20 protein-coding genes and 5 tRNA genes are annotated in these 23,352 nt (G+C 69.1%); 12 read left to right on the top strand and 13 right to left on the bottom strand.

Annotated elements, in window-relative coordinates:
* Positions 1-23 precede the first annotated feature (23 nt).
* Both ACIRA5_RS45860 and ACIRA5_RS45865 read right to left on the bottom strand, forming a co-directional pair.
* Positions 24-551, bottom strand: coding sequence for a DUF6879 family protein (locus tag ACIRA5_RS45860; RefSeq protein WP_403702255.1), 528 nt, complete (start codon positions 549-551; stop codon positions 24-26).
* Positions 523-783 carry a hypothetical protein gene (locus tag ACIRA5_RS45865; RefSeq protein WP_403702258.1) on the bottom strand — a complete coding sequence of 87 codons (261 nt, stop codon included), beginning with the start codon at positions 781-783 and terminating at the stop codon, positions 523-525. Before ACIRA5_RS45865 ends, ACIRA5_RS45860 begins: the two co-directional genes overlap by 29 nt.
* A gap of 205 nt (positions 784-988) precedes the next feature.
* Between ACIRA5_RS45865 and ACIRA5_RS45870 the strand changes: the two genes are divergently transcribed.
* Both ACIRA5_RS45870 and ACIRA5_RS45875 read left to right on the top strand, forming a co-directional pair.
* Positions 989-1,216 carry a hypothetical protein gene (locus tag ACIRA5_RS45870; RefSeq protein WP_403702261.1) on the top strand — a complete coding sequence of 76 codons (228 nt, stop codon included), beginning with the start codon at positions 989-991 and terminating at the stop codon, positions 1,214-1,216.
* Positions 1,213-1,389, top strand: a complete 177-nt coding sequence (locus tag ACIRA5_RS45875) for a hypothetical protein (protein WP_403702264.1) — start codon at positions 1,213-1,215, stop codon at positions 1,387-1,389. The genes ACIRA5_RS45870 and ACIRA5_RS45875 overlap by 4 nt, the downstream gene beginning before the upstream one ends.
* Positions 1,390-1,778: 389 nt before the next feature.
* Here the strand turns inward: ACIRA5_RS45875 and ACIRA5_RS45880 are convergent.
* The 6 genes from ACIRA5_RS45880 to ACIRA5_RS45905 form a co-directional block, all read right to left on the bottom strand.
* Positions 1,779-1,851: transfer RNA gene (locus ACIRA5_RS45880), tRNA-Lys, on the bottom strand.
* A 109-nt stretch (positions 1,852-1,960) separates the two neighbouring features.
* On the bottom strand, positions 1,961-3,496 hold the full coding sequence (locus ACIRA5_RS45885; RefSeq protein WP_099942178.1) for an amino acid permease: 1,536 nt from the start codon (positions 3,494-3,496) through the stop codon (positions 1,961-1,963).
* Positions 3,497-3,554: 58 nt separating this feature from the next.
* Positions 3,555-3,824, bottom strand: a complete 270-nt coding sequence (locus ACIRA5_RS45890; RefSeq protein ID WP_403702267.1) for an FG-GAP repeat domain-containing protein — start codon at positions 3,822-3,824, stop codon at positions 3,555-3,557.
* Between the two features lie 124 nt (positions 3,825-3,948).
* Positions 3,949-6,195 (bottom strand): DEAD/DEAH box helicase, encoded by a 2,247-nt coding sequence (locus ACIRA5_RS45895; protein ID WP_403702270.1) that lies wholly within the window; start codon positions 6,193-6,195, stop codon positions 3,949-3,951.
* A gap of 358 nt (positions 6,196-6,553) precedes the next feature.
* Entirely contained in the window at positions 6,554-7,069 is a 516-nt protein-coding gene (locus ACIRA5_RS45900; protein ID WP_403702273.1) for a hypothetical protein, read from the bottom strand.
* 171 nt (positions 7,070-7,240) lie between these two features.
* Complete coding sequence (locus tag ACIRA5_RS45905) at positions 7,241-7,591, bottom strand: metallopeptidase family protein (RefSeq protein ID WP_067377126.1); 351 nt, start codon at positions 7,589-7,591, stop codon at positions 7,241-7,243.
* 94 nt (positions 7,592-7,685) lie between these two features.
* On the opposite strand from ACIRA5_RS45905, the gene ACIRA5_RS45910 reads away from it, so the two are divergent.
* The 8 genes from ACIRA5_RS45910 to ACIRA5_RS45945 all read left to right on the top strand — a co-directional run bounded on the left by ACIRA5_RS45910 (position 7,686) and on the right by ACIRA5_RS45945 (position 15,292).
* Positions 7,686-9,332: a metallophosphoesterase gene (locus ACIRA5_RS45910; RefSeq protein WP_403702275.1), complete on the top strand. Its 1,647-nt coding sequence runs from the start codon at positions 7,686-7,688 to the stop codon at positions 9,330-9,332.
* A gap of 80 nt (positions 9,333-9,412) precedes the next feature.
* Positions 9,413-9,485: transfer RNA gene (locus tag ACIRA5_RS45915), tRNA-Glu, on the top strand.
* Positions 9,486-9,531: 46 nt separating this feature from the next.
* Positions 9,532-9,606: transfer RNA gene (locus ACIRA5_RS45920), tRNA-Asp, on the top strand.
* A 24-nt stretch (positions 9,607-9,630) separates the two neighbouring features.
* Positions 9,631-9,707 (top strand) — tRNA-Phe (locus tag ACIRA5_RS45925).
* 133 nt (positions 9,708-9,840) lie between these two features.
* Positions 9,841-10,212 (top strand): hypothetical protein, encoded by a 372-nt coding sequence (locus tag ACIRA5_RS45930; RefSeq protein ID WP_403702277.1) that lies wholly within the window; start codon positions 9,841-9,843, stop codon positions 10,210-10,212.
* Positions 10,213-10,596: 384 nt separating this feature from the next.
* The gene (gene hrpA, locus ACIRA5_RS45935) at positions 10,597-14,574 is read left to right on the top strand and encodes an ATP-dependent RNA helicase HrpA (protein WP_403702280.1); all 3,978 of its coding nucleotides are present in this window, start codon (positions 10,597-10,599) and stop codon (positions 14,572-14,574) included.
* 93 nt (positions 14,575-14,667) lie between these two features.
* Positions 14,668-14,742, top strand: a tRNA-Asp gene (locus tag ACIRA5_RS45940).
* Between the two features lie 361 nt (positions 14,743-15,103).
* Positions 15,104-15,292 carry a DUF6274 family protein gene (locus ACIRA5_RS45945; protein WP_403702283.1) on the top strand — a complete coding sequence of 63 codons (189 nt, stop codon included), beginning with the start codon at positions 15,104-15,106 and terminating at the stop codon, positions 15,290-15,292.
* A 449-nt stretch (positions 15,293-15,741) separates the two neighbouring features.
* Here the strand turns inward: ACIRA5_RS45945 and bldC are convergent, their stop codons facing one another.
* Both bldC and ACIRA5_RS45955 read right to left on the bottom strand, forming a co-directional pair.
* Positions 15,742-15,948, bottom strand: coding sequence for a developmental transcriptional regulator BldC (gene bldC, locus ACIRA5_RS45950; RefSeq protein WP_003949541.1), 207 nt, complete (start codon positions 15,946-15,948; stop codon positions 15,742-15,744).
* 705 nt (positions 15,949-16,653) lie between these two features.
* Positions 16,654-17,502 (bottom strand): hypothetical protein, encoded by an 849-nt coding sequence (locus ACIRA5_RS45955; protein WP_403702286.1) that lies wholly within the window; start codon positions 17,500-17,502, stop codon positions 16,654-16,656.
* Positions 17,503-17,747: 245 nt separating this feature from the next.
* Between ACIRA5_RS45955 and ACIRA5_RS45960 the strand changes: the two genes are divergently transcribed.
* Positions 17,748-18,836, top strand: a complete 1,089-nt coding sequence (locus ACIRA5_RS45960) for a Glu/Leu/Phe/Val dehydrogenase dimerization domain-containing protein (protein ID WP_352053576.1) — start codon at positions 17,748-17,750, stop codon at positions 18,834-18,836.
* A 321-nt stretch (positions 18,837-19,157) separates the two neighbouring features.
* Positions 19,158-19,409, top strand: a complete 252-nt coding sequence (locus ACIRA5_RS45965; protein ID WP_067377246.1) for a DUF3073 domain-containing protein — start codon at positions 19,158-19,160, stop codon at positions 19,407-19,409.
* A 144-nt stretch (positions 19,410-19,553) separates the two neighbouring features.
* Here the strand turns inward: ACIRA5_RS45965 and purM are convergent, their stop codons facing one another.
* The 3 genes from purM to ACIRA5_RS45980 all read right to left on the bottom strand — a co-directional run bounded on the left by purM (position 19,554) and on the right by ACIRA5_RS45980 (position 23,077).
* On the bottom strand, positions 19,554-20,654 hold the full coding sequence (gene purM / locus ACIRA5_RS45970; protein WP_403702291.1) for a phosphoribosylformylglycinamidine cyclo-ligase: 1,101 nt from the start codon (positions 20,652-20,654) through the stop codon (positions 19,554-19,556).
* 43 nt (positions 20,655-20,697) lie between these two features.
* On the bottom strand, positions 20,698-22,224 hold the full coding sequence (purF, locus tag ACIRA5_RS45975; protein WP_403702294.1) for an amidophosphoribosyltransferase: 1,527 nt from the start codon (positions 22,222-22,224) through the stop codon (positions 20,698-20,700).
* A 61-nt stretch (positions 22,225-22,285) separates the two neighbouring features.
* The gene (locus ACIRA5_RS45980) at positions 22,286-23,077 is read right to left on the bottom strand and encodes an META domain-containing protein (protein WP_403702297.1); all 792 of its coding nucleotides are present in this window, start codon (positions 23,075-23,077) and stop codon (positions 22,286-22,288) included.
* Between the last annotated feature and the right edge of the window lie 275 nt (positions 23,078-23,352).

A 23,352-nucleotide genomic window follows, 5' to 3' on the forward strand; every position in this document is an offset into this window, starting at 1 on the left:
GAGCTGGCCTGGGCGCTTTCTCGTTAGCTGATCTGGTAGTTGTCGTGCGGGACGGCGCGCGACCACACCGTTTCGAAGGCGTCGGCGCACAGTTTCACAGCGGCCGGGTCCTCGCTGATCTCGCCGCCTCCCGAGGCGCCTTCGCCGGTGAAGTGGTTCCACCGGATCAGCCGTCCGTCGATCAGCCAGAAGTCATTGCCCGGCAGCGGGATGTCCGAGGCGCGCCGGCGCGGCAGCCACCGCACCCGCTCGCCCGCAGCGACGTTGGTGAAGGTGCCGTCGTAGAGGAAGCGGGTGTATTCGCTGACCGGTTCGGACACGATCCGGGCGCGGCGGACGACGACCCCGCGGCCCACGGTCTCCTGGATGAGGTCGAGCCATGGCCGCCACCAGGAGGCACGGTCCGCCGGGTCGGGGCGGTGTCCTGCCCGCCAGTCGACGAAGGGGCCCTTCTCGTAGTCGACCGCGTAGCTGTCGCGCATCTCCAGGTGGACGGCCGTGCTGGTTGCCGAGCCGAGGAGTTCAGGGAACGTCGGGACGCTCGAGGGCATCGCACGCCTCCCTGATCATCGGGGCCATCCTGGCGGGGATACGGATGACTGCCTCGTGGTCCGGGATGCCCACCGCGTGGCCGGGTACCTCGAACGCGGCGCACCGCTCTTCGAGTTCGGGGCCCGGCTTCCAGCCCTGGAGCACGAGTTCGTTCTTCTCCTGGTCGATCCACACGGTGGGGCTTTCGCCGTCCCCGGTGTTCGGGTCGATCCCGATGAACTGTAGATCCACGGTTGCCTCCGACGTATGCCGTGTTCAGAGATGTACACCACCGTCTTGTGCCTGGCTGTGCTGGTCAAGGTCGCAATCAGGTCACGTGTACATCGGTGCACATTCCTGGCAATGCCGTTGTTCACGCTTCTAGCGTCGGGAGGTACGACGAACCCCGGCGACCGCGTGAACGGCCCCGGGGTGTGGCCGACTGGTTGGAGTCGACATGGCAAACCCTACGCAGGCCGCGGGCGCACCCACCACCCCGGCGGCCTACGCCTACTGCTCCTGGCATAAAGGGGTCACGCGAGACGTCCGCCTGATCCAGATCGAAGAGACGGGATCCGGCACGGGAGCAGGCCGCCAGAAGTTCGCGTGCCACCCGTGCCAGATCCGGTACGGCCTGGTCCCGCTCGCCGACCAGCCCACGCCCCGGGTCGAGGTGCGGTCATGAGTCAGCGGACCATCACACCCCCCGCGTATGCCGAGTACCAGGCGCTCCTGGACCACGGCGTGAAGTGCTACTCGTGCCGGGCCGTGCCTGAGCGGGAGTGCCCCCGAGCCGGGGCACTGCGCCGGCAGTGGTCAGCGGTACGGCGCACGGCCTGTGTGGGAGGCACCCGGTGAAGACCCGCGGAAACGACGAGGAGAAGTCCCGCGCAGCCGGGGGGCGGCCGGCTACTGCTGGGCACGGAACCCGGGCAGGGCGGGCCGGTGCACCCGCCCGCCCGGTCATGGCGGCCGGCACGAAGACCGCCACAACGGCCGCACGAACCTCACGGACACGTCCGGGAGCACGTGGGCGTAACGACTCCCGCCCGCCGACGGCAAGCAGTTCCCTCGGGGCGGGCGGGACCAGGCCCCGGTCGGATCATCCCCGGCCGGGGCCTCCTCATGTCTTGATCCATTGCACTTCGTCCGAGCATCGGCCGAGCTAACGATCTCTGCCCACCGGAAAACGACTGAGCCCCCGGCCTTCCGGCACTCGCGCCGCAGGTCGGGGGCTGATCGTCAGGTAGACCCTGTGGGACTCGAACCCACAACCAATGGATTAAAAGTCCACTGCTCTGCCAATTGAGCTAAGGGTCCACACGTCGGCCCGTATCGATCCCGTGCCGATGCATCCCCGAGCATAGCCGGACGTGGCCGGGAGTCCGATCGGGTATCCGCGTCCCGGCCACGCCAACAGCGAACAGCCCTATGGATCAACCGGTTCGGGCGCGTCCTTGCGTGCCGCCACGCGGGCGAGCGTGCGGGCGTGGTCGGGGTTGAGGAACCAGTGGCGGGCCGACGCCAGCCACCAGGTCGCGGCGAAGCCGAGGACGACGAGGACCGCGACCGGGGCGTAGTTGAAGGTCTCCCAGGTGACCGGGGAGACCTGCGGCAGCATGAACAGGACCGTGATCACGACGACCCAGGCGACCGAGACGACGCCGATCGCGCGCGACCAGCGGCCCAGGTGCCACGGCCCCCGCTCGAACGCCTCCCCCTTGCGCAGCCGCAGCAGCGTCGGGATGACGTACGCGATGTAGAGCCCGATCACGGCGATCGACGTCACGGCCGCGTACGCCGTCACATTGATCAGGTACGGCAGCCCCAGCACGAGCGCGCCCAGGGCCGCCAGCCACACCGCCGCGACCGGCGTGCGGGTGCGCGGGCTCACGGTGTGCCAGACCCGGGAGAACGGCAGCGCCCCGTCGCGCGAAAACGCGTAGATCATGCGGCTGTTGGCGGTGACGGACGCCATCCCGCAGAAGAGCTGCGCGCCGATCACGACCAGGAGCAGGAGTTTGCCCGCCGTCGCCCCCAGCGCGTCGAGCAGGATCTGCGCCGGCGGCGCGCCCGTCGCCGAGCCCAGCTCCTTGTCGTACGACTGGATGGCGAAGGTGAAGCCCAGCAGGAGGACGAATCCGGCTATCCACGAGGTCCAGATCGACTGCACGATGCCCTTCGGGCCCGCCGTCGACGCGTCGTGGGTCTCCTCGGTCATATGGGCCGAGGCGTCGTACCCGGTGAAGGTGTACTGCGCCATCAGCAGGCCGACGAGGACCACGTACACGCCGCTGCCCCACCCGGTGTTGTTCACGAAGTGCGTGAACACGAAGGACGCCGACTGATGGTGGTCCGGCACGAAGGCCAGCGCGCCCACGATCACCCCGACGCCCAGCACGTGCCACCACACGCTGATGTCGTTGAGGAGGGCGACGATCCGGACCCCGAAGGTGTTCAGCAGCCCGTGCAGGACGAGGATCCCGGCGAAGAGCAGGATCGTGCGGCCCGGCGTGATCGTGAAGTCGAACTGAAGGTTCAGATACGCGCCCAGGAAGGACGCCGCACCGAAGTCGATCCCGGCGGTCACCGCGACCTGCCCGAGGACGTTGAACCACCCCGTGAACCAGGCCCAGGCGGCGGCCGACCTCGCGGGCGCCAGCCGGTGGGCCCAGAAGTACAGCCCCGCCGAGGTCGGATAGGCCGAACAGATCTCGGCCATCGACAGCCCGACGAACAGCGTCATCAGTCCGACCGCGACCCACCCCCAGGTGATCACGGCGGGGCCGCCGGTGTTCATGCCGAACAGATACAGCGTCAGACACCCCGAAAGGACCGAGATGATCGTGAACGAGACCGCGTAGTTGGAGAACGCCGACATGCGGCGGGCGAGCACCTGCGTATAGCCGAGCTGGGCAAGCCGTTCTTCGTCCGACAGCCCACTCGCCTTGGCGTCATCTGTCATGCCACCAGCGATTCCCTCGCCGGGGGATCGGCATGCACCGATCAAGACGTGGGGTTGGCTAGAAAAGACCCCTGTGGCCCTGCCAGCCGCTCCCGATCTTCACCCGCGCCGCGAACGACCCCTTGCCGGTGCCGTTCTGACGGTACAGATTCCCCGCGGTGTCCCGCGCGACCAGATCCGCCTTGCCGTCACCCGTGATGTCTCCGGCGCCGACGACGACGTTGTACGACCCGCCCCAGCCCGCGGCCACCTTCGTCCGCGTCCGCGACCGCAGCGGGCTCAGGCCGGCCGCCAGCACCGCGGAGGCCGCGCCGAGACGCAGGCGCACGAAGGCATGACGAGTGGGGCACAGCCACGGATACGGAAAACGCCGTGGCCCCCACCGGATCGGTGGGGGCCACGGCGTTCAGCATGCGCGGACGTCAGCGGACGTCAGCAGATGTCATCGGACGTCAGCCGTTGCGCTTCCAGCGGGGCTTCTCGTCGCGGCGGCCGAAGGAACCGGTGCCGGTACCCGTGCCGGTGCCGCGGTGGTCGTCGCGACGGCCGTACGGGCGGTCGTGGCTGCCGGCGCGGAAACCGCTGGAGGGACGGTTGTCCTGGCGGTCGCGGTTGAAGGGACGGTCGCTGCCACGGTGACCGCCACGGTCGTCGCGGCGCTCGAAGGAGCGGCCGGCGGTGCCACGGTCGTTGTCACGGCGGAAGCCGGAGCCACCGCGGTCGTCACGACGCTCGAACGAACGACCACCACGGTCGCCGTCCCGGCGGTCGCGGTCGAAGCCGCCACGGTCGTCACGACGGTCGTTGTCCCGACGGAAACCGGAGCCACCGCGGTCGTCACGACGCTCGAACGAACGACCACCACGGTCGTCACGACGGTCGTTGTCCCGACGGAAACCAGAGCCACCACGGTCGTCACGACGCTCGAACGAACGACCACCACGGTCATCACGACGGTCATTGTCACGGCGGAAACCGGAGCCACCACGGTCGTCACGACGCTCGAACGAACGACCACCACGGTCATCACGACGGTCATTGTCACGACGGAAACCAGAGCCACCACGGTCACCGCGGTCGTTGTCGCGGCGCTCGTAGTTGCCCCGCTCGTCACGGCGCTGACGCGGCTCGTAGGACGAACGCTCGGCGACGGGCTGCTCGGACACGGCCGGGGCCTCGGCCGGGGCCTCCGCCACCGCCTGCTCCGCCAGTGCCTCGGCGGCCGCGACGACCGCCGCCTCCGGGTCCTCGCCCCGCTCGCGCGCGGCACGGGCCACCAGACGGTCGGCCTCCCCACGCAGCTCGACCGCACGACGCTGCGCGCGCTCCAGCTCCTTGGTGAGCTCCGAGACCTCACGCTCGGCCTGCTGCGCGGCGTCGCCGGCCGACTGGGCCTGGACCTCGGTCATCGACCGGGCGCCGGTGATCTCGGCGACCTCGGGCTCGAAGGCCGTACCGGAGTTGATGATGTGACGCGCGGCGTCGACGCCCGCGTCCTCCATCAGCCGGAAGATCTGACGGCGCTGGTGCGGCAGGGAGAGGGACACCACGGTGCCGCTGCGGCCCGCACGGGCCGTACGGCCGGAGCGGTGCAGGTAGTCCTTGTGGTCACCGGCCGGGTCCACGTTCAGGACGAGGTCGATGCCGTCGACGTGGATACCGCGGGCGGCGACGTCGGTCGCGACGAGCGCGTTGACGTAACCGTCCTTGAAGTCGGCCAGCGTCCGGGTCCGCGCGCCCTGGGTCATGCCGCCGTGCAGCGCGTCGGCCTTCACACCGGCGTCGCGCAGCTGCTCGGCGATACGGTCGGCGCCCAGCTGGGTGCGGACGAAGATGATCGTGCGGCCCTTGCGGGAGGCGATCGCGGCGGTGACCGGCGCCTTGTCCTTGGGCTTCACGATGAGGATGTGGTGGGACATCGTCGTGACGTTGCCCTGGGCGCTGTCGACCTCGTGCGTGACCGGGTTGGTCAGGTAGCGCTTGACCAGCGTGGAGATCTCGTTCTCCATCGTGGCCGAGAACAGCATCCGCTGACCGCCGGCCGGGATCTGGTCGAACAGCTCGGTGACCTCGGGCAGGAAGCCCAGGTCGGACATCTGGTCGGCCTCGTCGAGAACGGCCACCTGGACGTTCTCCAGCGAGCAGGCGCCACGGTTGATGATGTCGCGCAGGCGGCCCGGGGTGGCGACGAGGACGTCGACGCCGCGCTCCAGGGCGTAGATCTGGTTGCCCATCGACGTACCGCCGCAGACGACCTTCATCTTCAGGCCGAGGACGTCGCCGTAGGGCTGCAGCGCGTCGGCGACCTGCATGGCCAGCTCACGGGTCGGCGTGAGGATGACGGCGCGCGGCTTCTTCTTCTCGGTGTGACCGCCGGCGAGCCGCGCCAGGGTCGGCAGACCGAAGGAGAGGGTCTTGCCGGAGCCGGTACGGCCACGGCCGAGGATGTCCTTGCCGGCCAGGGCGTCCGGGATGGTCGCGGCCTGGATCGGGAACGGGGTGGTCACACCGTTCTGGGCGAGCTTGCGGACGACGCCCTCGGGGAGGCCGAGGGAGTCGAAGGTGATCTCGGGGGCGGCGTCGACGGCCTCGACGGTCTCGACCGTCTCCACGGTCTCGACGGCGGCCTGGACGCCCTCGTTGTTGTCGTTCTCGTTGTTCTCGGGCACGACGACGTGATCAGTACTGGAAACAGACATGCGAAATGCGAACCTTCCGGAGTTCTTCGGCACGCGCCCAAACTCCGTGAAGTCGCAATCGACCGCCTCTATGCGGTCCGGCCACGGCAAGGGAGAGTACGCGCCACACGCGGCGCTCTCTGCAATGGCGCCGGGCAAATGGGATCAAACGATCTACCACCATACGCACCCCCCACCCCTGAAGGCAAACTGACCCCCAAAGGGGCAGGTCAGGCATGCAGGGGAGGTCTTACGTCTGCTGGCAGGGCTTCCAACACCAGCGATGGCCGAGCGTATTCCCGCCGCCTCCGCCGACTTTCCCGCCACCCCTCCGCTCGTCGTTCCTCCGCCCCTCCCCGCCGCCCGTCCACCACCCCGTTCACGCCGGTTGGCCCGCCCGCGGCGCCGGCTCCCGATCCACCAGTTGCGTGGTCTGCTCATGCGCCGAGGACGAGGGCTCCGCCGTGGTCGGATCGGGCGTCGGCGACACGGGCGGTGGCGGAGGAGGGGGCGGCGGAGTCGGATCGGACGTGGCGTGCGTGGAACTCGGCACCCCGTTCGACGGCGGAGGCTGCTCCGGCTGCCCCTTGCCGTCCCCCTTGCCCGTCGCCCCGGCGGACGGCTTCGCGCCGCCGGAGGCCGACGCGGACGCCGACCCGGAGGCCTGCTCACCGGGCTTGGCGGAGGCGCCGCCCTTCACACCCGTCCCTCCGTGGAACCCGCCACCGCCCCCGCTCTCCGCGGACCCCCCGTCGGGGGCCTGGCCGCCGTGCCGCCCCGCCGAGTGCGCGGGCCCGGGCCGGCCCGCGTCGTCACCCACGCTCACACAGCCAGCGGCGGACGCGACGACGATGACCGTGGCGGCCAGACGGACGGGTACGTACAAGGCGCGCACGGGCAGCCACCTCCGGAGGGGGTCTCCCCTGCTCGGCGAGGCCGAGAGCCTGGGGATGGATCGGGGAGTCCCCCTGCCCAACTCCCGCCGCCCGCAAGAGGACACGCGGGAACATGACACGCGTCCCGAGCCCCAGGGGGCGCCGGACCCCGCCGCCCCCTCCCCGCTCGCTCACCCGTAGCCGAGCGCGTGCAACCGTTCGTCATCGATGCCGAAGTGATGCGCGATCTCGTGCACCACGGTGACCTCGGTCTCCGCGACCACGTCCTCCCGCGTCTCGCACATCCGCAGGGTCGGCCCCCGGTAGATCGTGATCCGGTCCGGCAGCACCCCCGCGTACCACTCCCCGCGATCGGTCAGGGGAGTTCCCTCGTAGAGCCCGAGCAGCTCGGGATCGGCGGGGTCGGGCTCGTCCTCGACGAACACCGCCACGTTGTCCATCAACCGCGTCAGCTCCGGCGGAATCCGGTCCAGCGCCTCGGCGACCAGTTCCTCGAACTCCTCGCGCGTCATCTCCAGCACACGGCCATTGTCCGGCACGACCGGCTCGCAGGAGAGTCGACGACAGCCCCGGACACCCCGCATACCCACCCCCGCACTTGGGCATACGGGACCAATGGCCCGCGTCCCCGCTGCCGTCACCACCGTCACATCCGCCGTCACCACCTCCATATCCGCCGTCACATCCGCCGTCACCACCTCCATATCCGCCGTCACCACCGCCCTGACCCGTAAGCACCACACCCTCCGCTCCCGCCACTTCCGCCACACCCGCCGCTTCCGCCCCGTCACCGAGGAACTCGTCCAGCAGCCGAACCCGTACGCCCGGGCGCTCGGCCTGATGGCGGTCGTCCTCCTCGGCGCCTGGCTGGGCCTGCTGATCGTGGGCAATGTGCGCGTCCCGGTCGGCCCCATGAACACCACGATGACCCTGCGCCCCTCGGTGAGCGGCGGCACCAAGATCAACGTCTCCCCGCTCGGCGCCCTGGAGCTGAACAGCCACATCGCCCCGGTCCGCCTCGACGTGAACGTCGACCAGCTCGACCCGGTCCGCGCGCAGGCCCTGGTCGACCACCCCGAGCGGCTCTCGGGCCTTCAGGACGAGGTCGCGCAGGACGTCGAGCACGGCACGCTCGACCTGGCCGTACGGTCCTGCGTCGCGGTCGTCTCGGGCGCCACGGCCCTCGGCCTCGCGGTCTACCGCCGCCCGCGCCGCGCCCTGGCCGCCGGCGGCCTGGCCCTCACCCTGCTCACCGCCTCCGGCGCGACGGCCTTCGCCACCTGGAACCCGAATTCGGTGCTGGAACCGAGGTTCTCCGGACTGCTCTCCTCCGCCCCCTCCCTCGTCGGCAACGCCCGCAACATCGTCAGTGAATTCGACGTCTACCAGAAGGAGTTGGCGCGTCTGGTGACGAACGTGACGAAGCTGTACGACGTCACCTCCACGCTCCCGACGTACGAGCCCGACCCGTCCACGATCCGGGTCCTGCACGTCTCCGACATCCACCTCAACCCCGCGAGCTGGAAGATCATCGCGTCACTGGTGAAGCAGTACGCGATCGACGTGATCGTCGACTCCGGCGACACCATGGACCACGGAACCTCGGCCGAGAACGGCTTCCTGGACCCCATCCCCGACCTGGGCGCGCCCTACATCTGGGTGCGCGGCAACCACGACAGCCTCGTCACCCAGCGCTACCTGCAACGCCTGAAGAACGTGCACGTCCTGGACGACGGCCGCGCGGTCACGGTCGCGGGCCTGCGCTTCGCCGGCATCGGCGACCCCCAGTTCACCCCCGACCGCTCGGTCACCCCGGGCGGCGGCGCGGCGGAGGATCTGGCCGGCGCCCGCCTGGCCTCCGCCCTCCGCGACCAGCGCACGGCAGGCACCCCCGTCGACATCGCCATCGCCCACGAGCCGTCGGCGGCCCGCGGGACGGACGGCGAGGTGCCCCTCGTCCTGGCCGGTCACCTCCACCACGAACAGACGGAGGTCATGAAGTACGGAACCCGCCTGCGCGTCGAGGGCTCGACGGGCGGCAGCGGCCTGCGCGCGATCGAGGGCACGTACCCGGACCCCATCGAGGCCTCGGTCCTCTACGTCGACCGTGACACCCGCCACCTCCAGGCCTGGGACGAGATCAAACTGGGCGGCCTGGGCCTGACGACGGCCGAGGTCAGCCGCCACCTCCCGAAGGAGAACCAACCGGGCGCGCCCCAGTCCTCCTCCCCCTCCCCGACCACCTCCACGACCGCCCCGTAAACCGTTTTGGCGATACCTCCCGCCATCCCATATGCTTCTGACGTCCCCGACGCGCTGAGAAGCGCCCAGGCGGGCCGATAGCCCTCATCGTCTAGCGGCCTAGGACGCCGCCCTTTCAAGGCGGTAGCACGGGTTCGAATCCCGTTGGGGGCACGCAACACCGTGTGCGACACTGTTTACGCGTCGCACGCAACAGCTTGGTCCTGTGGAGCAGTTTGGAGTGCTCGCCACCCTGTCAAGGTGGAGGCCGCGGGTTCAAATCCCGTCAGGACCGCTGAGGTTTCCTATGAAACCTCGTGGCTGGGTAGCTCAGTTGGTACGAGCGATCGCCTGAAAAGCGATAGGTCGCCGGTTCGACCCCGGCCCCAGCCACCACAACGAAGGCCCCGTCCATTACGGACGGGGCCTTCGTCGTACCTCCGATGCGAGCCGAGCTTGGCATGCCCCGGGCAGGACACTACGTTCTGGCTGACCGACGTCGTGTGGTGAGCAAGGGGGACCAGTGAGGGTGGGCAAGGACAGGGCGAAGCCGATCAGGGAGCTCGACCTGGAGCGATACCGGGCCCTGTACGGGCTGACGGCGGTCGTCCTGAGCAACTTCGCGATCGTGGCCGTCGCGATCGTCGGCGTATGGCGCCTGGGCGGCGACAAGTCGGTGATCATCGGCGTACTGACGGCGGCCTTCACCGCGGTCAGCACCATGACCACGGCGTACCTGGGCATCAAGGCCGTCTCCAACACCGCCCAGGCGATGGCCCAGGGCACCCCCCACCGCACCCCGACGCCCCCGGCCGAGACGCCGACACCGCCCACCACACCCGCCGAGACACCCACCCCCACGCCTCCATCCCCCCGCACCCCTGACCACCCGCACCCCTGACCACCCACAGCCCATGGCCGCCGACCACCCGAGGCCGCCCTGCCACCCGAGTCCGCCCTGCAACGCCAGGCCGCCCTGCGACGCGAGGCCGCCCTGCGACGCGAGGGGCCGTGGCGGTACGTCGCAAGCCCGTCGCTTACGTCCGGATCGAGCAGCGGCTCCCATGCCCGGCCCACGTCTGATCCAGCGGCGACGGGCTCGACGTACCGCCACGGCCCCGCCCCACCCACCGGCACCAGGCGCACCCACCACCGATACCAGGCACCCGGCACCCGGCACCCGGCACCCGGCACCCGCGGACAGCGGACCCGCGCAAGGCACCCCACGGGGCCCGAGATAAAGCACTCGCCAGTAATTTCGGCGAGGTGAGATCCTGGACGGCGTATGTCTACGCATCCTGCCCCCGTCCTCGGCGACCTCGCCCCCCGCCTGGCCGAGCTGTCCCTGCGCGACGCGCACCGGCTCGGCCGCAGGCTCGAGGGCGCGCGCCGGATCCGCAAGCCCGAAGCCCGCGCCGCCGTGCTCGCCGAGATCGACGCGGAGGTCACCAAGGCCGAGGCCCGCATGGCCGAGCGCCGCACCCGTGTGCCCGCCGTCACCTACCCCGAGCAGCTCCCGGTCAGCCAGAAGAAGTCCGACATCGCCGACGCCATACGCGACCACCAGGTCGTCATCGTCGCAGGTGAGACCGGCTCCGGAAAGACCACCCAGATCCCCAAGATCTGTCTCGAACTGGGCCGCGGCGTCCGCGGCATGATCGGCCACACCCAGCCCCGCCGCATCGCCGCCCGCACGGTCGCCGAGCGTGTGGCGGAGGAACTGGACACCCCCCTGGGCGAGGCCGTCGGCTGGAAGGTCCGCTTCACCGACCAGGTGAACCCGGACGGCACCTTCGTCAAGCTCATGACGGACGGCATCCTGCTCGCCGAGATCCAGACGGACCGCGAGCTGCGCGCGTACGACACGATCATCATCGACGAGGCCCACGAGCGCTCCCTCAACATCGACTTCCTGCTCGGCTACCTCGCCCAGCTGCTCCCCAAGCGCCCGGACCTCAAGGTCGTCATCACATCGGCCACGATCGACCCGGAGCGCTTCTCCCGCCACTTCGGCGACGCCCCGATCGTCGAGGTCAGCGGCCGTACGTACCCCGTGGAGGTCCGCTACCGCCCGCTCCTCGAGGAGGACGGCGACGACGCCGACCGCGACCAGATCACCGCGATCACGGACGCGGTCGAGGAACTGCAGGCCGAGGGCAAGGGCGACATCCTGGTCTTCCTCTCCGGCGAACGCGAGATCCGCGACACGGCGGACGCACTCACCAAGAAGCAGTACCGCTTCACCGAGGTCCTCCCCCTCTACGCCCGCCTCTCCCACGCGGAGCAGCACCGCGTCTTCCAGCCCCACACCGGCCGCAGGATCGTTCTGGCGACCAACGTCGCCGAGACCTCGCTCACCGTCCCGGGCATCAAGTACGTCATCGACCCGGGCAACGCCCGTATCTCCAGATACAGCCACCGCACCAAGGTCCAGCGCCTGCCCATCGAGCCGGTCTCGCAGGCCAGCGCCAACCAGCGCAAGGGCCGCTGCGGCCGTACGTCGGACGGCATCTGCATCCGCCTGTACTCCGAGGACGACTTCAACACCCGCCCGGAGTTCACGGACGCGGAGATCCTCCGTACGAACCTGGCGAGCGTCATCCTCCAGATGACGGCGGCCGGCCTCGGCGACATCGAGAAGTTCCCCTTCATCGACCCGCCGGACCACCGCAACATCCGAGACGGCGTCCAGCTCCTCCAGGAACTGAACGCGCTCGACCCGTCCGAAAAGGACGTACGCAAGCGCCTCACGGACACCGGCCGCAAGCTCGCCCAGCTCCCCGTCGACCCCCGGCTGGCCCGCATGGTGCTGGAGGCCGACAAGAACGGCTGTGCGCGCGAGGTCATGGTGATCGCCGCGGCGCTCTCCATCCAGGACCCGCGCGAGCGCCCCGCCGACAAGCAGACGCAGGCGGACCAGCAGCACGCCCGCTTCAGGGACGAGACGAGCGACTTCCTCGCCTTCCTCAACCTCTGGCGTTACGTCCGCGAACAACAGAAGGAGCGGGGCTCGTCGGCCTTCCGCCGCATGTGCAAGCAGGAGTACCTGAACTTCCTGCGCATCCGCGAGTGGCAGGACATCTACACCCAGCTGCGCACGGTCGCCAAGCAGATGGGCATCCACCTCAACGAGGACGACGCGGCGGAGCAGAGCGTCCATGTCTCCCTCCTCGCCGGCCTGCTCTCGCACGTCGGCATGAAGGACGTGAAGGAGACCGGGGGCGAGAGCGGGAGGAGCACGGGCAAGAACGAGTACCTCGGTGCCCGCAACGCCAAGTTCGCGATCTTCCCGGGTTCGGCCCTGTTCAAGAAGCCGCCGCGTTTCGTGATGTCGGCCGAGCTGGTGGAGACCTCCCGTCTCTGGGCCCGGGTGAACGCCAGGATCGAGCCCGAGTGGGTCGAACCCCTGGCGGAGCACCTCCTCAAGCGCACCTACAGCGAACCGCACTGGGAGAAGGACCAGGCGGCCGTGATGGCGTACGAGAAGGTGACCCTCTACGGCGTCCCGATCGTCGCCCAACGCAAGGTCAACTACGGTCGTATCGACCCCGAGACGAGCCGCGACCTCTTCATCCGCAACGCCCTCGTGGAGGGCGACTGGCGCACGCACCACAAGTTCTTCGCCGACAACCGCAAGCTCCTGACCGAGGTCGAGGAGCTGGAGCACCGTGCCCGCCGCCGGGACATCCTGGTCGACGACGAGACGCTGTTCGACTTCTACGACCAGCGGGTGCCGGCCCACGTCGTGTCCGGCGCGCACTTCGACTCCTGGTGGAAGCACAAGCGCCATGACGAGCCCGAGCTCCTCGACTTCGAGCGTTCGATGCTCATCAACGAGAAGGCGGGGTCGGTCACCAAGGACGACTACCCCGACTCGTGGCGTCAGGGCCGCCTGAAGTTCCGGGTGACCTACCAGTTCGAACCGGGCGCGGACGCCGACGGCGTGACGGTCCACATCCCGCTCCAGGTCCTGAACCAGGTGACGGACGAGGGCTTCGACTGGCAGATCCCGGGTCTGCGCGAAGAGGTGGTGACCGAGCTCATCCGTTCCCTCCCCAAGCCCATACGCCGCAACTACGTCCCCGCCCCGAACTTCGCGAAGCGGTTCCTCGACCAGGCCGTGCCCCTTCAGGAGCCGCTGCCGACGACCCTCGCCCGCGAGCTCAAGCGGATGGTGGGTGTGCCGGTCACGGCCGAGGACTTCGACTGGCCCCGTGTCCCCGACCACCTGAAGATCACCTTCCGGATCGTCGACGAGCGGCGCCGCAAACTGGCTGAGGACAAGGACCTCCCGACCCTCCAGCTCCAGCTGAAACCGAAGGCACGCAAGGCGATCTCGCAGGCCGCGGCGGCGACGGCGGAGCGCGAGGGCGGCGAGTCCCTGGAACGCACGGGCCTCACGGACTGGACGATCGGCACGCTGACGCGTGTCTTCGAGACGCGCCGGGCCGGTCAGCCGGTGAAGGCCTACCCGGCCCTGGTCGACGACGGCCCGACGGCGAACACCGTCTCCGTACGTCTCTTCGACACGGAGGCCGAGCAAGCGCAGGCCATGTGGACGGGCACCCGGCGGCTGATCCTGCGCAACATCCCGGTGAACCCTGCCAAGTTCGCCTCGGACAAGCTCACCAACGCCCAGAAGCTCGCCCTGTCCGCCAACCCGCACGGCTCCGTGCAGGCCCTGTTCGACGACTGCGCGACGGCGGCGGCGGACAAGCTGATCGGCGACTTCGGGGGCCCGGCGTGGGACGAGGAGTCGTACCGGAAGCTGTATGACAAGGTGCGCGCCGAGATCGTCGACACGACGGTCCGGACGGTGGGCCAGGTGCAGCAGGTCCTCGCCGCCTGGCAGGCCTGTGAGCGCCGTCTGAAGGCCACCGGCAGCCCCACCCTGCTGGCCAACCTCACGGACGTACGGACGCAGCTGAACGCCCTGGTGAAGCCCGGCTTCGTCACGGCGACCGGGCTGCGCAGGCTCCCGGACCTGATGCGCTATCTGGTCGCCGCCGACCGCCGCCTGCAGCAGATGCCGACCGGCGTCCAGCGGGACACCACCCGCATGGAGAAGGTCCACGAGATGCAGGACGAATACGCGTGGCTCCTGGAGCAGATGCCGCAGGGCCGGCCGATCCCTTCATCGGTCCTGGACATCCGCTGGATGATCGAGGAGCTCCGGGTCAGCTATTTCGCCCACGCGCTCGGCACGGCGTACCCCGTCTCCGACAAGCGCATCGTGAAGGCGATCGACGCGGCGGTGCCGTAACCGGACCTGCACGGTGGGTGAGTTCGACCCCGGGCTCACCCTCCTGTACAGTCTCTTCTCGCAGCACAGCGCAAGAAAGTGACTGCGAAACCTGGTCCTGTGGAGCAGTTTGGAGTGCTCGCCACCCTGTCAAGGTGGAGGCCGCGGGTTCAAATCCCGTCAGGACCGCAAGAGATACGAGAGCCCGGGTCTTCGGACCCGGGCTCTCGTGCGTACACGCTCCGCGCGGCCGTACGAACTCACGGACCCCTCGCGCCTCTGGACTCCCGACCCACCCGCGCGCGAACCACCCCGCGCGGACCGAGCGCCCGGCAGCGCACGCTCGGGCCCCTGGGCGCGCATCCGCAGACTCCGAGCGCCGCGTACGCCCCTTCACGCGCCCCCACCTCCACACGGCCGCCCCCCCAGGCCCTCCCACCGAACGCCGGACGCAGTCCCGCCCCCACCGGCGGAGCTCCCCGCACCTTGACGCCGTCACATTCGGCGGGTACCCCGGAATCCAGGGCACTCGACCTCCCGGAGGTGGTTCATGGCGGCGTCCGCTCGGCACGAGACGCGCGCGCTGCTCCGCGCCCATCTGTCGGCCGCCTCCGGGTACCGCCATCTGACGCGGCACTGCCCGATCTGCCATCAGCTCCTGAGACTGGCCATGGAGCCCTCCGCGCACGGCGAGGAGGACGAGATGGCGGCCGAGGACGAAACCTCCTCCCATGCGTGACCTCGCGCGGGAGGGAACATCCGCCCAACTCCTTTAGCGCAGACGCGTCTCAGGCAACAAGGACTCTGGCATGTGACGGGTGTCACCGCATAAGTTTTCAGAAGTGCGGAACTTACACCCCACCTACAACTGGTCAATTTAATATGTGCAATTGCACCACTCTCCGAGGGCTCCCACAGGAGATCCGACAGCCCTCCCCAGACTCCGACAAGGCCGCTCACAGGCCCACCGCACGGCCCACACCCGAGCCCCTTCGGCACCTGAGCAGGGCATAAAAAAAATCGCGCTGGACCCGGCGGAGTCCAGCGCGATCGACGACGCACCCTTGTCGCATGTGTAACTGGGTCGGGCGTGAGCCCTGTTGGGGCAGGACCCGCGTCGCTTGGAGCTGTGGTTCGGGCGTCTTGACAGGTTGGGGGACCCGCCGAATTGCCCGGTTATGCGATTGTTCAGGCTTCGCTGCGCTGCTGCGGGATACCCGCGAGTAGCGCGCGGACCTCAGCCTCGCGGTAGCGGCGGTGCCCGCCGAGCGTGCGGATGGATGTGAGCTTGCCGGCCTTCGCCCACCGCGTGACCGTCTTGGGGTCGACGCGGAACATCGTGGCGACCTCAGCCGGGGTCAGCAGCGGCTCGGCATCAGGGGTGCGAGCGGTCATGAGCGGCCTCCTCGGGAGAACCGAACCTTCTCGGTTCTTTCCTCTAAATTCTGCACCTTGACCCGCGTTGCCCGAAATGGCGGACGCGAGTCGAGTCGGTTATAGGACGAACGGCTTGTCCTCGGCACTACAACTACACCATCCGTCCAGCCGCGTCGGCCAAACCGATGGAATTGCCCTCCCAGGTGTTCATCAGCGACGGAAGCCGATGGACCATGCCATAGCGGACAGTCACGCCACTGTGACGATCAGTCACAGGGCGATCAGGAGTCGTCAGACCCCCCATAGCGCGCAATACCGAGATTCCCGTCCGAACATGGACGGATGGAGCCCTCCCCCGGGCTCCTTGTCCTATTTTGGCACGAGGAAGGGCAAGCGATGCAAGAGCCAGGTAAGTGCCATACGTCACGCTTGACACATCGTTGACACAAAAGACCGGATCGGGACCTAGGTCCCGGCCTGCGTGGTCTTCTCCCGCAGTGAGGGTTCTTCAGCGTGCGAGGACCATACGTCAGTTCGGGCGAACACCAGTGAGAAGCACATCACACTTCTCGTGCGGCAAACCCGCTCCAGCCGTACCGAGGCGCTCAAACGTCCCGAGGCACTCAGACACCCCACAGAACGCACCGGTCCCACAGAACCCACAGAACCCACGCGACACACAGGACCCACGCGCCCCGCGGGCCCAAAGACCCTGGACGCCCCTCAGTTCGCCGAACGCCGGTCCCGGACCGAGCGCCAGCGCTCCACGAGCCGCCCGTACGCCTCTCCCGCCGCCGCCCCGTCCCCGTGCCGCAGCGCCTCGATGCCCTCGGCGACGTCGGCCGCCGAGTGGTCGTCCTCGAGGTGCCCGGCCGGCAGGGCGTGCACGAGCCCGCCGTAGTCCAGCTCGACCAGCGAGCGCGGATGGAACTCCTCCAGCCAGCGCCCCACGTCCACCAGACCGTCGATGAGGGGTCCCTCGTCCAGGGTGTCCCGCAGGGTCTTCAGAGCGCGTGCCGTCCGCCGCCGCGCCTGCACCATCGGCGTCCGGTAGCGCAGCGAGGGCGCGGCTCCGTCGCCGCCCGCCCCCTTCTCGTACCGCCGCTCCTCGTCGGTGACGAGCACGAACCAGTTCAGCGGCACCTGCCAGGTCGAGGTGCGGATCCAGGGGCGGGCGTCGGGGTTGCGGGCCAGCCAGCGCTCGTAGTCGAGGGCCGTCTGGCGGCGTACGAGCGGCGGCAGGACCGCGTCCAGGACGGACACGGGAAGTTCGTCGGCCAGCTCCTCCAGCGCCTGCCAGCCGCGCAGCCGGGTGCGCCAGGGACAGACGCAGAGCACCCCGTCGACGCTCAGCACGAACGCGTCCGCGCTCTCGTGCACCGGCACGGGGATCGGCGGGGTGGGCAGCAGGTCGGCCAGGGAGCGGCGCAACTCGTCCTGGTACGACGGGCGCTCGGCGCGCCGTGCGTAACGCGCCCAGTGGGTCCGCTCAGGCTCCGGGAAGGCGGCCAGCGGTTCGTACACGCGCAGATAGGACGCGTACGGGACGATCACCGAGGACACCTTGGGCACCCCTGCTCCCTCCCCAACGGACCGGACACGAAACCCGGGCTGGATCCCGGGCGAGCGGCACGCGGGCGACCGGGAAATCACTGCAAATCGTCCCACGACCGTGCGGAAACGTACTCCAGGAGGAGGTGATCCTGAACACTGCGCGGATGGCGACCGGGCACAGGCTCTAATCTCATGCCCACGGAAGCCCGCCATCCGCACGGGCACCGTCCACAACCGCCGCTACTTACCTGGGAGTCACCACCGTGACCGACGTAACCGACGGCGTCCTGCACACCCTGTTCCATTCGGACCAGGGGGGTCATGAGCAAGTCGTGCTCTGCCAGGACCGGGCCAGCGGCCTCAAGGCCGTCATCGCCATCCACTCCACCGCTCTGGGCCCCGCCCTGGGCGGGACGCGTTTCTATCCGTACGCGAACGAGGAGGAGGCCGTCGCCGACGCGCTGAACCTCTCGCGCGGGATGTCGTACAAGAACGCCATGGCCGGTCTCGACCACGGCGGCGGCAAGGCCGTGATCATCGGGGACCCCGAGCAGATCAAGAGCGAGGCCCTGCTCCTCGCCTACGGCCGGTTCGTGGCCTCGCTCGGCGGGCGCTACGTCACCGCGTGCGACGTCGGTACGTACGTCTCCGACATGGACGTCGTGGCGCGCGAGTGCCGCTGGACGACGGGCCGCTCGCCCGAGAACGGCGGCGCCGGCGACTCCTCGGTCCTGACCGCCTACGGGGTCTTCCAGGGCATGCGGGCCAGTGCCCAGCACCTGTGGGGCGACCCGACGCTGCGCGGCCGCAAGGTCGGCATCGCGGGCGTCGGCAAGGTGGGCCACCACCTGGTGGACCATCTACGCCAGGACGGCGCCGAGGTCGTGATCACGGACGTACGCGACGAGTCCGTACGGCGGATCCTGGACAAGCACCCGACGGGCGTCACGGCCGCCACGGACACCGAGGCGCTGATCCGCACCGAGGGCCTGGACATCTACGCCCCCTGTGCGCTGGGCGGGGCGCTGAACGACGCGTCCGTGCCGGTGCTCACCGCGCGGATCGTGTGCGGCGCCGCCAACAACCAGCTCGCGCATCCGGGTGTCGAGAAGGACCTCGCGGACCGCGGGATCCTCTACGCGCCCGACTACGTGGTGAACGCGGGCGGTGTCATCCAGGTCGCCGACGAGCTGCACGGCTTCGACTTCGACCGGTGCAAGGCGAAGGCCACGAAGATCTTCGACACCACGCTGGCCATATTCGCACGTGCGAAGGAGGACGGGATTCCGCCGGCCGCCGCGGCCGACCGGATCGCCGAGCAGCGGATGGCGGAGGCGCGCCGCCGCGGATAACGGAACCCTCCATTCCGTCGCATTCCGCGTGCGTCTCGACGCTTGTCAGGGACCCGCCGAGGGGACACTTCGAGAGAACTCTCACTCCCGTCGGCGGGTCGTCCGCCAAGAAGAGGTTAAAATCGCGGTTGACCAGCGAGGACAGGGCACCTCGCAGGTTCTGGGCCAAGGCGCGTCCTGCGGGCGACGTACCGTATGGGCGCGGGCTCAGGTACCGTGGAAGCCCTACGGACCGGTCTCTCCACGGAGAGCCCGTTCCAGATCATGAACGCGTGTCAAGACTCTGGGGCCACCGAGCCCCGTATCCGAGGGGGTCGAGCCATGGGGCGCGGCCGGGCAAAGGCCAAGCAGACGAAGGTCGCCCGCCAGCTGAAGTACAGCAGCGGCGGGACTGACCTCTCGCGTCTGGCCAATGAGCTGGGCGCTTCGACTTCGAGCCAGCCGCCGAATGGCGAGCCGTTCGAGGACGACGACGAGGAAGACGACCCGTACGCCCAGTACGCGGATCTCTACAACGACGACGATGAGGATGAGGACGAGTCCGGTCCACAGTCTCAACGTCGCGGCGCTTGACGCACCAGCGTCCCTCGCGGTTTCCGCGATCTCTCGTAGCTGTAGCGGTGAGCAGATCTCTGTTGGCGGATTTCTCGTAGCAACCGCACTTCACCCGGTCCGGGGCCTCAACGCCGGACCGGGTTTTGTGCTGCCCCGAGGGCCTCAGCTCGCGTAGTCGCCGATCAGGGCCGCGCCCGTCGCGTGATCGCCGCGCTCGGTGATCTCACCGGCGATCCAGGCGTCCACGCCGCGGTCCGCGAGGGTGGCCAGCGCCGCGTCCGCCGATTCCTCGGGGACGATCGCGATCATGCCCACGCCCATGTTCAGCGTCTTCTCCAGCTCCAGACGCTCGACCTCGCCCGTCCTGCCGACGAGGTCGAAGACCGGGGCCGGCGTCCAGGTCTCGCGGTCCACGATCGCGTGCAGCCCGTCCGGGATCACCCGGGCCAGGTTGGCCGCGAGCCCGCCGCCGGTGATGTGGCTGAACGCGTGCACCTCGGTGGTCCTCGTCAGCGCCAGGCAGTCCAGCGAGTAGATCTTGGTGGGCTCCAGGAGCTCCTCGCCGAGCGAGCGGCCGAACTCCTCGATGTGCTGGTCCAGGCTGAGGTTCGCCCGGTCGAAGAGGACGTGCCGGACGAGCGAGTACCCGTTCGAGTGAAGACCGGAGGCCGCCATGGCGATCACCGCGTCACCCGTACGGATACGATCCGGGCCGAGCAGCCGCTCGGCCTCCACCACGCCCGTACCGGCGCCCGCGACGTCGAAGTCGTCCGGACCGAGCAGGCCAGGGTGTTCGGCCGTCTCGCCGCCCACCAGGGCGCAGCCCGCGAGCACACAGCCCTCGGCGATGCCCTTCACGATGGCCGCCACGCGCTCCGGGTGGACCTTGCCGACGCAGATGTAGTCGGTCATGAAGAGCGGCTCGGCGCCGCACACCACGATGTCGTCCATGACCATGGCGACCAGGTCGTGGCCGATGGTGTCGTACATGCCGAGCCGACGGGCGAGGTCGACCTTGGTGCCCACGCCGTCCGTGGCGGAGGCGAGCAGCGGGCGCTCGTAACGCTTGAGGGCGGAGGCGTCGAAGAGGCCGGCGAAGCCGCCGAGGCCGCCGAGGACCTCGGGGCGCTGCGTCTTCTTCACCCACTCCTTCATCAGTTCTACGGCGCGGTCGCCCGCTTCGATGTCGACGCCGGCAGCCGCGTAGGAAGCACCGGAAGCAGTGCCCGTCGACGAAGTCGACTGATCAGATACAGCAGACATTGCCTGGGATCTTTCGGGTTGGTGAAACGGGGCTCTGCGGCGCTTACGGGCGACGGATGGCGTCAGCCGCGGCCGTGGCTGCGGGACCCGCGGCCAGCTCGGTCTCCAGGAGCTGCTTGCCGAGCAGCTCGGGGTCGGGAAGGTCCATCGGGTACTCGCCGTCGAAGCAGGCGCGGCACAGGTTCGGCTTGGCGATGGTGGTCGCCTCGATCATGCCGTCGATGGAGATGTACGAGAGGGAGTCGGCGCCGAGCGAGGTGCCGATCTCCTCGATGGTCATGCCGTTGGCGATCAGTTCGGCGCGGGTCGCGAAGTCGATGCCGAAGAAGCAGGGCCACTTCACGGGGGGAGAGGAGATCCGGATGTGGACTTCCGCCGCACCCGCCTCGCGGAGCATGCGCACCAGGGCCCGCTGGGTGTTGCCGCGCACGATCGAGTCGTCGACGACGACCAGGCGCTTGCCCTTGATGACTTCCTTCAAGGGGTTCAGCTTCAGACGGATGCCCAGCTGACGGATGGTCTGTGAAGGCTGGATGAAGGTCCGGCCGACGTACGCGTTCTTGACCAGGCCGGCGCCGAACGGGATGCCGCTGGCCTCCGCGTAACCGATCGCGGCGGGCGTTCCGGACTCCGGGGTCGCTATCACCAGATCGGCCTCGACAGGGGCTTCCTTGGCGAGCTTGCGGCCCATCTCGACGCGCGAGAGGTACACGTTCCGGCCGGCGATGTCCGTGTCCGGGCGGGCCAGGTACACGTACTCGAAGACACAGCCCTTGGGCTTCGCTTCCGCGAATCGGGACGTACGCAGGCCATTCTCGTCGATGGCGACGAACTCACCCGGCTCGATCTCACGGACGTAGGCCGCGCCGCAGATGTCGAGGGCGGCGGACTCGGAGGCGACGACCCAGCCGCGCTCCAGTCGGCCGAGGACCAGCGGGCGGATGCCCTGCGGGTCGCGGGCCGCGTACAGGGTGTGCTCGTTCATGAAGACGAGGCTGAAGGCGCCCTTGACCTGCGGGAGGACCTTCGCGGAGGCCTCTTCGACGGTCAGCGGCTTGCCGTCGTCGTCGACCTGGGCCGCGAGGAGCGCGGTGAGCAGGTCGGTGTCGTTGGTGGCGGCCACGCGGGTGGTGCGGCCGTCCTGCTTGGGGAGGTCGGCGACCATCTCGGCGAGCTGCGCCGTGTTGACGAGGTTGCCGTTGTGGCCGAGCGCGATGGAGCCGTGCGCGGTGGCACGGAACGTCGGCTGGGCGTTCTCCCACACGGAGGCGCCAGTGGTCGAGTAGCGGGCGTGACCGACCGCGATATGACCCTGGAGCGAACCGAGCGAGGTCTCGTCGAAGACCTGGGACACGAGGCCCATGTCCTTGAAGACGAGGATCTGGGAGCCGTTGCTTACCGCGATACCCGCGGATTCCTGGCCTCGATGCTGGAGGGCGTACAGCCCGAAGTAAGTGAGCTTGGCGACCTCTTCACCCGGGGCCCAGACTCCGAAGACGCCGCAAGCGTCCTGGGGGCCTTTCTCGCCGGGGAGCAGATCATGATTGAGTCGACCGTCACCACGTGGCACGCCACCGAGTGTAGGCGAGATCGACCACTGGTCCGAATTGGGGATACGGATCTTTGACGGATCACTCGTCGGCGACGGCTTGGACGGTTTTTCCGTTTGTGCTGGTCAGCGCGATGGATCGGTGGTTCAAGTCGTATACGACCGTGCTGCCGAAGAGGCCCAGCAAGGTCCTCTCGGTGTCCATGAGTGAGCCGTCGCACATCATCCGGGTGGTCTTGGCGGCGCCGAGGGTGATATGTCCGTCGCGGACGGTGGCCTTGGCGGTGACCTGGTTGCAGCCGAGGCGTCCGGAAAGGGTGCCGTTCGCCTTGTCGAGGGTGAAGTGGGCGTCGGCCCCTTCGGGAAGGGACTGGGCCACGCCACCGTCCCCGAGGGAGGTGACCGTCCACTTCGTGCCGTACAGGGGTGCGTCCGGCTCCTTGGTGAGACTGACGCGGTCGCCGCCGTCGGTGGTGAGCGTCAGCTTGTCGCCCTTGACCTCGCTGGTGAACGTGTTGTCGACGTAGGCGCGGCTGAGGCTCTGCTCGAAGCTCATGGGGTCCTTCTGGCAGCCCATGTCGGTCGCCTCGATCTTCCCGAAGTCGACACGGTCACCCTTGAGGGTGACGGTCGAGCCGAAAGTGTTGCAGCCGAGGTTGCCGCTGACGCGACCGTCTTCGCCGATCCGCAGATACGCGCTGTCCGGCGCCTGCCGGGTCCGGCCATGCGTGGTGAAGGTGTCGACGCTCCAGTGAACGCCGGTGACCGGGGACGATCCGGTCCCCACGGAGCCGCCGCCCCCCGTTTCGGTGCCACAGGCCACGGCGAGCGGAAGCAGGGTCAGGACGCTGAGGGTCAGTCGCTGCTTGTCCATGACGGTGTGACGGGAGGGGTGGGGTGGCCGGTTCCCCTCCGGGGCGGTGCGGGTGGGCTCCGCCGGTGGAGTCGGCGGGTGGGCTCCGCCGGTGGGGTCAGCGGGTGGAGTCGGCGGGTGGAGTCGGCGGGTGGGATCAGCAGGTGAGGACAGCGGGTGGAGCCAGCCGGTGGAGCCGCCGGGTGGGATCAGCAGGTGAGGACAGCGGGTGGAGCCAGCCGGTGGAGCCGCCGGGTGGGATCAGCAGGTGAGGACAGCGGGTGGAGCCAGCCGGT

This window comes from Streptomyces sp. NPDC096311 (genome assembly GCF_044763085.1).
Classification (GTDB): Bacteria; Actinomycetota; Actinomycetes; order Streptomycetales; family Streptomycetaceae; genus Streptomyces.

Coding starts and splice junctions, on each gene's coding strand:
- ACIRA5_RS45860 (WP_403702255.1), bottom strand. CDS start 551: ATGCCCTCGAGCGTCCCGACGTTCCCTGAACTCCTCGGCTCGGCAACC.
- ACIRA5_RS45870 (WP_403702261.1), top strand. CDS start 989: ATGGCAAACCCTACGCAGGCCGCGGGCGCACCCACCACCCCGGCGGCC.
- ACIRA5_RS45875 (WP_403702264.1), top strand. CDS start 1,213: ATGAGTCAGCGGACCATCACACCCCCCGCGTATGCCGAGTACCAGGCG.
- ACIRA5_RS45885 (WP_099942178.1), bottom strand. CDS start 3,496: ATGACAGATGACGCCAAGGCGAGTGGGCTGTCGGACGAAGAACGGCTT.
- ACIRA5_RS45895 (WP_403702270.1), bottom strand. CDS start 6,195: ATGTCTGTTTCCAGTACTGATCACGTCGTCGTGCCCGAGAACAACGAG.
- ACIRA5_RS45910 (WP_403702275.1), top strand. CDS start 7,686: ATGGCCCGCGTCCCCGCTGCCGTCACCACCGTCACATCCGCCGTCACC.
- hrpA (WP_403702280.1), top strand. CDS start 10,597: ATGTCTACGCATCCTGCCCCCGTCCTCGGCGACCTCGCCCCCCGCCTG.
- ACIRA5_RS45945 (WP_403702283.1), top strand. CDS start 15,104: ATGGCGGCGTCCGCTCGGCACGAGACGCGCGCGCTGCTCCGCGCCCAT.
- bldC (WP_003949541.1), bottom strand. CDS start 15,948: ATGACCGCTCGCACCCCTGATGCCGAGCCGCTGCTGACCCCGGCTGAG.
- ACIRA5_RS45965 (WP_067377246.1), top strand. CDS start 19,158: ATGGGGCGCGGCCGGGCAAAGGCCAAGCAGACGAAGGTCGCCCGCCAG.
- purM (WP_403702291.1), bottom strand. CDS start 20,654: ATGTCTGCTGTATCTGATCAGTCGACTTCGTCGACGGGCACTGCTTCC.
- ACIRA5_RS45980 (WP_403702297.1), bottom strand. CDS start 23,077: ATGGACAAGCAGCGACTGACCCTCAGCGTCCTGACCCTGCTTCCGCTC.